The following is a 12,263-nucleotide window of genomic DNA, read 5'->3' as shown; positions in this document are numbered from 1 at the left end:
AAAAGAGTTTGAGCAATCTTTATCTACATTTTAATTTTGGGCAGAAACCTAAATTGAATTCAATACATTGCTTATCTAGATAGACTATTCAACAAATAGACCACCGCATCACCCGCAATTTGTAATGATTCTGGATCAACCTGATCAATTGTGTCGCACTTTTTGTGATAACACGGCGCAAACTCAAGTTCATCTCCGTTCATTTGCTCATTAAACATAATGATGGAAGTCACAGGAACTTTACCTAAAAAGGGTGCTGTATCACTTGCTGTTAAAGTTGATACATCTTTTTTCAACGTAATTTTTTTATCTTTAAAAAACTCAGATAACGTATTTTCCAATGCAATATCGCCAGCATGAGTAGGAACTGCTCTCAAACTATCTAAAACTGGCTTGTAATCATTTTCATCCATTTGGCGTTCTTTAAACAATTTTTCCATGTCCGTTACCGATGATTTAGACGCATCAGCAATCATGACATCTGGATTTTTTGTTCCAACCATATCTACATTAATATAGGCCTTAATGCCTTTTAATTGTTCAGCACTTAATTTTTTTACATAGTCTTGTGAACCCGCAATGCCTGTTTCTTCAGAATCCCAAAAAGCAAGAACAATTGTATTTTGAGGTTTTTCTTTCGAAGCCTTTAATTGGTGCATTAAATCTAGAAGCAATGCGACACCTGAAGCATTGTCATTAATCCCCGGTCCCATTTTTACAGAATCATAATGTGCGCCTAGCAATACGACTGATTCATTCGTTTGTCCTGGAATTTCTACAAATATATTTTGCCCCACCACTTTTTCACGATTTTCAAACGCTAACATTTGTACCTGTAAACCCGCTTTTTTTGCCTCATCTAAAATGTATTTTGCAGATGCCATGCCACCTTTTGTACCTACAGCACGATTCCCACCATTGGCTTGTGCAATTTTTTGAAAGGCAACTAAGTGAGTCATCATACGTGTACTATCAAGTTTAATACTTGGGTCAGATATAACTGCTGAAACCTGTGATGCTCCCTCTGATCGACCTACTGTATTACATGCCGTTAAAGAAAAACCTAAAGATACTGCTACGGCTAAAGCCAAAAATTTACTATTTTTCATTTTCAAAATCCTAAAACCCTTTGTTATTTCTTTTAAAACGTAAAACACATGCAAATTTTAAACACTGCACTCATAATTAAATATATCTTTTACGTAAATTCACTGATAGAACCATTTAAATAAAAGACAAGCTACGTCGCACTCGACTAGAGCTTTGTTTCATTTTTTGGCATGATAATAAACAAAGAGATGAGCGAATAACGATAAATGATGCAAATGAGATGGTTAGAACTACTTTCAACAGTTCGTTTAGGCAGTAAAAAGCAAAGTACAGAACAAGCACGAAGCCCTTATCATAAAGACTATGACCGCATTATATTTTCGCAAAGTTTTCGACAGCTCAACCGTAAAACTCAAGTCCACCCCCTTACACAACACGATGGTATTCACACTCGCCTCACCCACTCATTAGAAGTGTCCTGTATTGGGCGTTCATTGGGTATGCTTGCCGCTGAAAAAATCCAAGATGAGTTACCGCCTTGGATTACCCCTGCCGATGTAGGCGCAATTATTCAAGCAGCCTGTTTAGCGCATGATATTGGCAATCCGCCCTTTGGACATGCTGGTGAATATGCCATTCGTGAATGGTTTGATGATGCCTCGCATACAGACTTCTTAAAAGATTTAAGCCCTGAACAAGAAGCCGATGTACGTCAATTTGAAGGCAATGCACAAGGTTTACGCCTTTTGACCAAAATCGACTATCACCCGAACAATGGTGGCATGCGTTTAACCTATGCCACCTTAGGTGCTTACTTAAAATATCCATGGTTATCTAAAACCATCAGCTCACAAGGTAATATTCCTGCAAGCCAACGAGCAAAATTTGGTTGTTATCAATCTGAAAAAGAAATTTTGGCACAAATTGCAGAACAGCTCGGTTTAATTCAACTTGGTGATTACCATTACTGCCGTCATCCACTTACCTATCTATTAGAAGCTGCTGATGATATTTGTTATGCATTAATCGACCTTGAAGATGGCATTATTTTAAATATGCTGACGTATGAAGAAGTCGAACCTATTTTCTTAGATTTGATTGGCGACTATGGAACACCTGAAGAACTGGCACTGACCACCACAACATGGCAACAAAAAATTGCAGCTTTACGTGGTCGAGTTATGAAGCGTCTAGTCGATGAAGTAACCACTGCTTTTGCCCAAAAACATGGTGAAATATTAATGGGGCAACTTTCAGGAAGCTTATTACAGTACTGCTCACCTGATATTGAACTCGGTATTAATAAAGCAAAAAATCTTGCAAAAAATAAAATTTTCGAACATCCGCAAAAAGCAGGTTTAGAAATTATTGCCCATCAAAGCTTACAACATATTTTAGATGCTTTTATTCCACTCACCACACCAAACAAAACATTAAGTTTTAAAGAAAATCGATTATTCGCAATTTTAACACGTGCAGGCACTCAATTTTCCGATGATCATTATGACAACATCATGCAAGTACTTGATTTAATTTCTAAGTTTTCAGATCATCAAGCTTATAATTTGGCTCAAGAGCTACAAGGAAATAAAGCAGGTTTACTCTAAATCTATAACTCAGCATTTTTTGAACGAATTGTGTGGATAATTGCATAGATTATCCACAAACATTCAATTGGATTTTTTGCCTTTAAAAGCAATCACCACTACTATTAGCGTATTAACAAAGAAGCGAAAACAAACATGATCGGATGTCTTATTGGCGAAGTATTAGCATTGGAAGCACCCACCGTTGTTTTAAATGTAAATGGTGTTGGCTATGAAATAGATACGCCACTGTCTACATTTTGCCAATTACAGAAAGGTCAAAAAGCAACAATTTGGACTCACTTAGCCGTTCGTGAAGATGCTCAATTATTATATGGTTTTTTAGATTCACGTGAAAAAACCATTTTCCGTACTTTATTAAAAGTTAATGGCGTTGGGCCAAAAATGGCACTTGCGATTCTTTCGACACTCAGCGTGGAAATGCTTGTTCATACCGTTGAAAACGAAGATGTGAATACACTTGTTAAAGTTCCGGGTGTAGGCAAAAAAACTGCTGAACGCCTCATGATTGAATTGCGTGATCGCTTCAAAGCTATGTCTACAAGCTCACAACCAACCAATTCAACAGTAGAACAAATTCAGTTCACAGGAAGTTCTGCTGTTGCTGAAGCCGAAGCAGCTTTACAATCATTAGGTTACAAACCACTTGAAGCGCAGAAACTTGTAAATGCAGTAAAAGGTGAATTGACCGAAGCAGGTGAAATTATCCGTGCAGCATTAAAGTCGATGAATAGATAATTAGCCGATTAGAGAAGAATCAGAATATATGCAAGACCGTTTAATTAGTGGTTCTGAAAAACCTGAAGATCATTTTGATCGTGCCATTCGACCAACCTCACTCGATGACTACATTGGTCAGCCTGTGGTTCGCGAACAAATGGAAATCTTCATTGGTGCAGCACGTGGTCGTGGCGAAGCACTCGATCACACGCTTATTTTTGGACCGCCGGGTTTAGGTAAAACTACACTTGCCAACATTATTGCCCGTGAAATGGGTGGTAATTTAAAGTCGACTTCAGGACCAGTTCTTGAACGTGCAGGTGATTTGGCAGCCATGCTGACCAACTTAGAAGAAGGTGATGTTCTCTTTATTGATGAAATTCACCGTCTTTCGCCTGTAATTGAAGAAATTCTTTACCCTGCAATGGAAGATTACCAACTCGATATTATGATTGGTGAAGGTCCTGCTGCACGTTCAATCAAGTTAGATTTACCACCTTTCACTTTAGTTGCAGCAACCACACGAGCAGGCTTACTCACCTCTCCGCTTCGTGACCGTTTTGGTATTGTTCAGCGTTTAGAATTCTATTCTGTTGAAGACTTAACGCACATTGTTTCGCGTTCGGCAAATCTAATGGATGTGCCAATGACAGACGATGGTGCAAAAGAAATTGCACGTCGTGCGCGCGGCACACCGCGTATTGCAAACCGTTTATTACGCCGTGTTCGTGATTATGCACAAGTGAAAGGCACAGGTGAAGTAACACAAGAAATGGCGCAACTTGCCTTAGATATGCTGAAAGTAGATAAAGATGGTTTAGATACTTTAGACCGTCGTTATTTAAGCATGTTACTTGAACGTTTTGATGGTGGGCCTGCTGGTGTGGAAGCTTTGGCTGCGGCTATGGCGGAAGATTCGGGTACACTTGAAGATGTCATTGAGCCTTATTTAATTCAGCAAGGTTATGTTATGCGTACCGCACGTGGTCGTATTGCCACAAATATGGCGTATTTACAGTTTGGTTTAACACCGCCAGAGCCGAAAGATAAGTAAGAAAAAAAGCAGCTTAGGCTGCTTTACTTATTAAGTAGTTCATGAATAACATCAATAAAGTTATTATTCAAATCTATGAGATCTTGTAATTGATGATTCACTTCCTCTGTATCACCATTCATCATTACAGATAAAATTTCATCTATTTTATTATAAATATCTATAGCATTATTTTTTATATTCAAACTCTTATAAACCTTAACAAAATGACTAATACTAATAATGTATGATCGTAAATCAACCATTTCTTGTTTAAGTTCTATTAACTCATTAGAACTTAGATTTCCCAACCATACCTCCTTATTTTTTGTTATAAAAAGAATACGCATATTATTTACTGAGTGCTCAATTTCACAAAGCTTATTTATAATTTGGAGATTCCTTGATTCGTCAATCTCAAGCAATTTAAGTTTTTCCTGACTTTCATATAACTTAACATTTGATTCAATTTGATTCTGCGTTGTTTTTTTTACAAGATAACTTGTCAGTAAAAAACCTATCAAACTCAGCAATACAGATCCAGCAACCACCCAATCCGTTGAGTGCTGTAAATCCAAACGTATCATTTGATCAGTCGGCTGTTGTAAAACTACCGCTTGCGTATTTTGTTGTGTCACATTGTTCTCAATATTATTTTCCCCATAGCAAAGCTACAAAACCAACCAAACAAAATCAACAACTTAAAACAAAAAAAGTAATCTTAAAAAATAAAAACAGGTCTTAACCCTCTTTCCAATTAAACATTTTAAATTGATCACACTTAAAACCATTGCATATTTTTTTAATCACATATTATTATATATTTGTGACTTACATCACATAATGATTATTCTTAATAAAAACAGATCACCAACACTAAACACAATAATAAGTACTAAAAAATCCAAATAAATACAGGATACTAACAATGAAAACTCTAATTATTATACTTTGTACAAGTATTGCCCCTACACTACTTTGGGCAAACACTTCATCATGGAATTGCCAAAATACAATCAATGAAATTAGATGTAAAAACAAAACTTGTCATTCTAGTTCTGTTTTAGATTCTTCATTCAAAGTTTCTATTCAAGATCATTCAAAAGTAACAGTATGCACTCAAAAGAAATGCTGGAATGGTCAGGCTATTTCGCAAAGTAACGCAAATCAAGAACTCTATACAATTAAACAATTTGGCTGGACAACTCAAAACCAACCAAATGCAAATTACACTTTAGCTGTGAACAACTCAACAAACAGCCTATATCTTCAAGGCAATGAAAAAGTACACCCTCTTCAATGCCAACTTGCATAAACCTAAAACATGATTATTTAAAAATATTCAGGAGAAACAACAACATTAAAGTGCATTTATTACGCTTTTAGCTTCTATCTAAAACATAATTCAAGGTGCGCACAAACCCAAAAACCACAAAACAACCATACAAAACAAATACTTACAAAATATCCTATGAGTTATTTTTATGACTTTATACTAAGCTAAATATACTTACACTCAATGACTTAAGTTTGAAACCTTGTGCCATAGGACAACAAAGTCATTATGATAAAATTCTTGCCCTGAAAAACACGGCTTTTATCAAATATTTTCGTAAAATATTAAGTTAAAATTTGAGTCAAAAGTTTCTAAAACACTTTGAAATAAAGAAATGGGATACCAAAATGGCGAATAAATTCGAATTCAACATTCGTGTATATATTGAAGATACCGATGCTGGTGGTATTGTTTACCATGCAAATCATATTCGCTTTATGGAACGTACTCGTACAGAATGGCTTCGTGCTTCTGGTATAGATCATTATTGGCATCAAAAAGATTACAATTTTGTGGTACATAAAATTAACTTAAAATATTCACGCCCAATTCTTATGGATGATTTAATAACAGTCACTGCGAGTGTTGTTTCTTGTAAAGCTTCATCTTTTGTATTGCAACAGAATATTTATCGTGGTGAAATTATGTTGGCATCTGGTGAGGTCGAATTGGCATGTATTAATGCAGATATGCGACCATCTCGTCTCCCAGAAGAAATTCGTGAACTAATTCTAAAAGAATTGGAACAAGACTAAAAAAAATTAATTGGCTCAATGTAATTATGGCAACACAAATAGAATCTACCCTGCACGTTTCTGATCTTATTCTCCAAGCAAGTCCAGTTGTACAACTAATTATGCTTTTGCTTCTTTTAGCATCATTATTTAGCTGGTACTTAATTGCCAAATTACATATGAGCTATAAAAAAGCTCAAGCAGAAGATGACCATTTCCAAAAAATCTTTTGGTCTGGTGCAGAATTAAATACCCTATATAACAATGCTCAGCTCAACTCAAAACGAGTTGGCTTAGAAGATATTTTCTATCAAGGTTTAGGAGAGTTCCTGAAACTTAAAAAGCGCAATGCATCATCAAATCAAACAATTGAAGGTACAGAACGTATTTTACGTGTTGGTTTAAGCCGTGACCAAGGTTATTTAGAACAAGGCTTAGGTGCGCTTGCAAGTATTGGCTCTGTTGCACCGTATGTAGGTTTATTTGGTACAGTTTGGGGCATTATGAATGCCTTTATTGGTCTTGCAGATGTAGACCAAGTTACCTTAGCCACTGTAGCTCCAGGTATTGCAGAAGCCCTCATTGCAACAGCTATTGGTCTTTTTGCCGCAATTCCTGCTGTATTAGCATTTAACCATTTCACAGCTAAAGGCGAATCTATTTATTCAGACCGTGCTTTATTTGCTGAAGAAATGATTGCACTATTACAACGTCAATCTTTAGATTCAAATCAGGATCAAAAATAATGGCGATTCAACGTTCAGGACGCTTCGAGCGTATCAAAAAACCACTAAAAAGTGAGATGAACGTCGTTCCCTATATTGACGTGATGCTTGTACTTTTAGTGATTTTCATGGTGACTGCGCCAATGATCACAAGCGGAATTAAAGTCGATCTACCTCAAGCAAATAGCACTCCAATGGAATCTAAAGATGCGCCCGCTATTGTCAGCTTAGATAAAGATGGACAATATTTCTTACAGTATAAAGATCAAAAAGCCGATCAACCTTTAGAACTTGCAGAACTTACGGCTATTTTAAGTCAAGCTCAACAAACCGCAAAAACTGAAAACAAAGAACTTAATGTAGTCATTGAAGGTGAAAAAACACGTTCATACGGTGAAGTTATGTCACTCATGAACAGTCTTCAAGAAGCGGGGCTTACTCAGGTAGGTTTGCTTACAGAGCCATTAAAATAATTTATGAAAGATTTCAACAAGCCTCCTTTCAAACAGAATTCAATTGCAATTGCTTTCACACTTGGTGTGCATGTTATTGCAATTGTTGGCTTGCTTTATTTGGGCATGAGTAAAGCACCTGAACCACCAAAGCAAATCAAAACTGTTTTAATAACGCCTGAAGATTTAAAACCTGTAACTCGTGAAGTGACAGAGTTTGAAGAAACAGCTCATACAAATGTAAAAGAAGAAATTACACAGACTGCTGAACCAAGTGTTGAAGCTCCTGTTATACCAACCACACCGCCTGCAAATACCCAAAAAGCAAAGCAAGAAGCACAAAAAGCAGAAGCTAAGGCTGCTGAAGATGCAAAAAAGGCAAGTGAAAAAGCCAAAGCTGCTGCGGATGCAAAAGCGATAGCAGATGCACAAGCTAAAGTGGCAAATGATGCTAAATCAAAAGCTATTGCGGATGCTAAAGCTAAGGCTGCCGCTGAAGCAAAAGCTGCTGCGGATGCAAAACTGAAAGCAGCAAATGATGCTAAAGCAAAAGCTGCTGCAGATGCAAAACTGAAAGCGGCAAATGACGCTAAAGCCAAAGCTGCTGCGGATGCAAAGGCAAATGATGCTAAGGCTGCTGCGGATGCAAAGGCAAAAGCGGCAAATGATGCTAAAGCCAAAGCTGCTGCGGATGCAAAGGCAAAAGCGGCAAATGATGCTAAGGCTGCTGCAGACGCGAAAGCAAAAGCCGATGCTGATGCAAAAGCATCTGCAGCAAAAAAAGCCGCTGAAGAAGCTGCCACCAAAAAAGCGGAAGCCAAACGAATTGCCTCTTCAGCCAAGCAGGATTTTGAAAATAAAATTAAACGTGCATGGGATACACCATCAGGTTCATCAGGTAAACGTGCAACTGCACGCGTTACTCTAAGTGAAAGTGGTGCGGTGCAATCTGTTGTTGTTAACTCCAGTGACCCAGATATGAAAGCAAGTATTGAAGCTGCCGTTCGTGCTGCTGCACCATACCCTATGCCTTCAGATCCAGATGCACGACGTGAGGCAAGATCATTTACCTCAAGTTTTACATCAAAATAGTAAATGCATTAACACCCAATAAAGCCATTGACTAAAACAATGGCTTTATTTAATAATTTTTTGTTTTATTTTTAAACACTTTTATATTGTTTTAACAGTTCTTAATAATCATTTACTTTAAATATAATAAAATCGTGCCATTATGTGAAACAAACACAATAAACCATTTGATTTGAGTTAATAACGAATGATGGAAAAAACTCGTAAACATCTACTCTGCCTAGCTATTCTTACCTCTTTAGGTGCAACCATTTCAATTTCTGCACATGCACAGTTGCATCTAGAAATTGCTAAAGCACCTGAAGAAGCTCCCAAAATTGCAATTATTCCTTTTGCAAATGATTCTAGTCTTTATCCTATTATTGAAACTGACTTAAATCGTTCAGGTAAATTCGCAAGTGCATCACAAAACCTACCTGCCACGGCAAGCATGAACAACCCAAATGCTGCTGCTTGGCAAAGTGCTGGAGTTCCTTATGTTGTAACAGGAACAACTAAACAAAATGCGGATGGTGCATACGAAATTCACTATCAATTATATGATGTTCAAAAACAACAATATTTGTTAAACGAATTACTCACTGTTCCTGCCTCTCGTTTACGTGCAGCAGGACATATGATTAGTGACACCATTTATGAAGCACTTACAGGCATTAAAGGTGACTTTAGTGGCCGTATTGCTTATGTGTTACGTAATCCAGCAACACCAAATGAACGCTATACATTACAAATTGCAGATACAGATGGTGCACAACCACGTACTGTACTAACTTCACGCGATCCTATCCTTTCCCCTGCTTGGACACCTGATGCGAAAAAAATTGCATACGTTTCATTTGAAACCAAACGTCCTGCAATTTATGTTCAAGATTTAGCAACAGGTCAGCGTGAAAAATTAGCAAGCTTCCGTGGCTTAAATGGGGCACCAAGCTTTTCGCCAGATGGCAAAAGCATGTTATTTACAGCTTCTATGCATGGCAACCCTGAAGTTTATCAAATGAACTTACAGACTCGCGAATTGCAACGTATGACAAATGATAGTGCAATTGATACAGAAGCACGCTATGCACCCGATGGAAAATCATTTATTTTCACTTCTGACCGTGGTGGTTCTGCACAAATCTATACCTATAACTTAGATACAGGCTCAACCAAACGCCTAACTTTCCGAGGTGCATTCAATGCTCGTGGAACATTAAGTGCAGATGGTAAAAAGTTAGCTCTTGTACACCGCCCTAGTGGTAGTAATTACAAAGTTGCTATTCAAGATTTAAACTCGGGTATTACCAATATTTTAACACCAACAAGTTTAGATGAATCTCCAAGCTTCTCTCCTAACGGACAAATGGTGGTATATGCAACACGTGAAGGAAATCGTGGTTTATTGTCAGTTATGTCGTTAGATGGACGTTTCCGTATGAACTTACCAAGTGAACAAGGTGAAGTTCGTGAACCTGCATGGGCACCTAAATAATTTTAAAATTTCAAACTAACTTTAGAGATCAATACTATGAAAACTGTTAAATTTTTAGTTTTACCACTTTTAGCTACCGCTTTAGTTATGACGGGTTGTGCAAGCCGTAAACCTGCAAATATAACGGATGCAACACAATTTCCAAATGGTGCAGGAAGTGTAAACACCTCAGGTTTAAGCGAAGATGCAGCATTAAATGCACAAAACTTAGCTGGTGCTTCTTCAAAAGGTGTAACTGCTGCAAATAAAGCATTTTTAGCAAAACGTGTAGTTCACTTTGACTATGACAGCAGTGAATTAACCAACCAAGACTATCAAACACTTCAAGCACATGCCCAATTCTTAATGGCAAATGCAAACTCACGTGTTGCACTTACAGGTCATACAGATGAGCGTGGCACACGTGAATACAACATGGCTCTTGGTGAGCGTCGTGCAAAAGCTGTTGAAAACTTCCTTGTAACAACAGGTGTTAACCCAGTTCAACTTGAAGCTGTAAGTTATGGTAAAGAAATGCCTGTAAACGCAGGTCATGATGAAAATGCATGGAAAGAGAACCGTCGTGTAGAAATTAACTACGAAGCTGTTCCACCACTTTTAAAATAATATTTTGATTTCTACATAAGACATCAAAAATAAAAAAGCACTTCATTTTATGAGGTGCTTTTTTATATCGGTTTATTCGAATTTTTTTTAAGTTTGAGGATTTTCTTCCGAGCTTTGCATGGCTTCTATTAAATCGTGTTTATTTACTTTTTTATACTCAGGCTTAGCTTCATAATCTTTCCATGCTGCTTTTACGCTATCTACAGAAATATCATCAAGTTTAATTGCCTCATTAGGCGTTGGAGTCTTATCAAACTTTAATGTTGTCATTTTTCACTCTCCAATATTTTTCAATTATTTATATCAACATAGCAGTTCCTAAAATAGTTGCAAGGGTAAAATCACGTCAAATAGTGTAGTTTAATTTTTCTTTTAGCGCGTTCTGCTCTAAAATAGTCCGCAATATTGTTTTTGATAAGTCTTATCAATCCTATTTTCGGAGTTTCCCTACCATGTCATACCTCACCCTCGATCAATTCTTACAAAAACAAAGTGGTAATTTAACACCTGAACTTGCTCAAGTTATTGAAACAATTGCCAACACTTGTAAAGATATTGATCAACTTTTACAAAAGGGTGCTTTAGCAGGTGTTTTAGGTAGCGCACAACACGAAAACGTACAAGGCGAAGAACAAAAGAAATTAGATGTTATTTCTAATGACTATTTAATCGATGCTTTAAAAGTACATCCACATGTAGGTGGTTTGGCTTCTGAAGAATTAGACGAATTTACCCCAGCACAAGAAAATGGTGAATACCTTGTTTTATTTGATCCATTAGATGGTTCAAGCAACATTGATATCAACATGTGCGTAGGGACTATTTTCTCTATTTTGCCTGCAAAAAATGCAGTTACTCAAGCTGAAGATTTCATGCAAGCAGGCGTAAATCAAGCTGCTGCAGGTTACGTACTTTATGGCCCATCTACAATGATGGCATTAACAGTTGGTGCAGGTACTGTATTCTTTACTTTTGACCCTGAATCTAAAGAATTCTTACTTACTTCAGACAATATTCAAGTTGCTGCTGATACTAAAGAATATGCAATTAATGCATCAAACCAACGTCATTGGGAAGCACCCGTAAAACGCTATATCGATGAATTACTAGCAGGTAAAACTGGTCCACGCGAAAAAGACTTCAATATGCGTTGGGTTGCATGTATGGTAGGTGATATTCATCGTATTCTTTGCCGTACAGGTATTTTCATGTATCCATACGATACAAAAGATCCTAAAAAAGCAGGTCGTCTACGTTTAATGTACGAAGCAAACCCTATGAGCATGCTTATGGAGCAAGCTGGTGGTGCATCTACCACAGGTCGTGTACGTATTTTAGATATCCAACCAACTGAACTTCATCAACGTGTTCCTGTTGTTATTGGTTCTAAAAATGAAGTTGACCTTGTCACTCAATACCACAACTAATTTCAAA

General features: G+C 37.2%; 14 protein-coding genes. 11 read left to right on the top strand and 3 right to left on the bottom strand.

Annotated features, from left to right (window positions below):
• Positions 1-71 precede the first annotated feature (71 nt).
• A complete protein-coding gene (locus AC5YDH_RS02385; RefSeq protein WP_496116686.1) occupies positions 72-1,109 on the bottom strand; it encodes a M20/M25/M40 family metallo-hydrolase in 1,038 nt (345 codons plus the stop codon).
• 207 nt (positions 1,110-1,316) lie between these two features.
• Between AC5YDH_RS02385 and AC5YDH_RS02380 the strand changes: the two genes are divergently transcribed.
• From AC5YDH_RS02380 to ruvB, 3 genes are all read left to right on the top strand, one after another.
• Entirely contained in the window at positions 1,317-2,657 is a 1,341-nt protein-coding gene (locus AC5YDH_RS02380; protein WP_496116685.1) for a deoxyguanosinetriphosphate triphosphohydrolase, read from the top strand.
• A 135-nt stretch (positions 2,658-2,792) separates the two neighbouring features.
• Positions 2,793-3,395, top strand: coding sequence for a Holliday junction branch migration protein RuvA (gene ruvA / locus AC5YDH_RS02375; protein ID WP_496116684.1), 603 nt, complete (start codon positions 2,793-2,795; stop codon positions 3,393-3,395).
• Between the two features lie 28 nt (positions 3,396-3,423).
• Positions 3,424-4,431, top strand: coding sequence for a Holliday junction branch migration DNA helicase RuvB (ruvB, locus tag AC5YDH_RS02370; protein WP_321089110.1), 1,008 nt, complete (start codon positions 3,424-3,426; stop codon positions 4,429-4,431).
• 23 nt (positions 4,432-4,454) lie between these two features.
• Here ruvB and AC5YDH_RS02365 read toward each other — a convergent pair whose 3' ends face one another.
• Positions 4,455-5,048 carry a hypothetical protein gene (locus tag AC5YDH_RS02365; protein WP_496116683.1) on the bottom strand — a complete coding sequence of 198 codons (594 nt, stop codon included), beginning with the start codon at positions 5,046-5,048 and terminating at the stop codon, positions 4,455-4,457.
• 290 nt (positions 5,049-5,338) lie between these two features.
• Between AC5YDH_RS02365 and AC5YDH_RS02360 the strand changes: the two genes are divergently transcribed.
• From AC5YDH_RS02360 to pal, 7 genes are all read left to right on the top strand, one after another.
• Positions 5,339-5,725 (top strand): hypothetical protein, encoded by a 387-nt coding sequence (locus AC5YDH_RS02360; protein WP_496116682.1) that lies wholly within the window; start codon positions 5,339-5,341, stop codon positions 5,723-5,725.
• Positions 5,726-6,093: 368 nt separating this feature from the next.
• Entirely contained in the window at positions 6,094-6,501 is a 408-nt protein-coding gene (gene ybgC / locus AC5YDH_RS02355) for a tol-pal system-associated acyl-CoA thioesterase (protein WP_496116681.1), read from the top strand.
• Positions 6,502-6,527: 26 nt separating this feature from the next.
• A complete protein-coding gene (gene tolQ / locus AC5YDH_RS02350) occupies positions 6,528-7,226 on the top strand; it encodes a protein TolQ (protein ID WP_496116680.1) in 699 nt (232 codons plus the stop codon).
• Complete coding sequence (tolR, locus tag AC5YDH_RS02345; protein WP_496116679.1) at positions 7,226-7,678, top strand: protein TolR; 453 nt, start codon at positions 7,226-7,228, stop codon at positions 7,676-7,678. Before tolQ ends, tolR begins: the two co-directional genes overlap by 1 nt.
• A 3-nt stretch (positions 7,679-7,681) precedes the next feature.
• Complete coding sequence (gene tolA / locus AC5YDH_RS02340; protein ID WP_496116678.1) at positions 7,682-8,749, top strand: cell envelope integrity protein TolA; 1,068 nt, start codon at positions 7,682-7,684, stop codon at positions 8,747-8,749.
• A 190-nt stretch (positions 8,750-8,939) separates the two neighbouring features.
• The gene (gene tolB / locus AC5YDH_RS02335) at positions 8,940-10,223 is read left to right on the top strand and encodes a Tol-Pal system beta propeller repeat protein TolB (protein WP_496116792.1); all 1,284 of its coding nucleotides are present in this window, start codon (positions 8,940-8,942) and stop codon (positions 10,221-10,223) included.
• Between the two features lie 36 nt (positions 10,224-10,259).
• Positions 10,260-10,829 carry a peptidoglycan-associated lipoprotein Pal gene (gene pal, locus AC5YDH_RS02330; protein WP_496116677.1) on the top strand — a complete coding sequence of 190 codons (570 nt, stop codon included), beginning with the start codon at positions 10,260-10,262 and terminating at the stop codon, positions 10,827-10,829.
• An 87-nt stretch (positions 10,830-10,916) separates the two neighbouring features.
• On the opposite strand, the gene AC5YDH_RS02325 is transcribed toward pal, so the two are convergent.
• Positions 10,917-11,099, bottom strand: a complete 183-nt coding sequence (locus AC5YDH_RS02325; protein ID WP_496116676.1) for an NF038105 family protein — start codon at positions 11,097-11,099, stop codon at positions 10,917-10,919.
• A gap of 182 nt (positions 11,100-11,281) precedes the next feature.
• On the opposite strand from AC5YDH_RS02325, the gene AC5YDH_RS02320 reads away from it, so the two are divergent.
• On the top strand, positions 11,282-12,256 hold the full coding sequence (locus tag AC5YDH_RS02320) for a class 1 fructose-bisphosphatase (RefSeq protein WP_496116675.1): 975 nt from the start codon (positions 11,282-11,284) through the stop codon (positions 12,254-12,256).
• Positions 12,257-12,263: the final 7 nt, after the last annotated feature.

This window comes from Acinetobacter sp. FY683 (genome assembly GCF_059515885.1).
The sequence above is the reverse complement of the archived record's forward strand: the minus strand, read 5'-3'. Positions and strand labels throughout refer to the sequence as shown.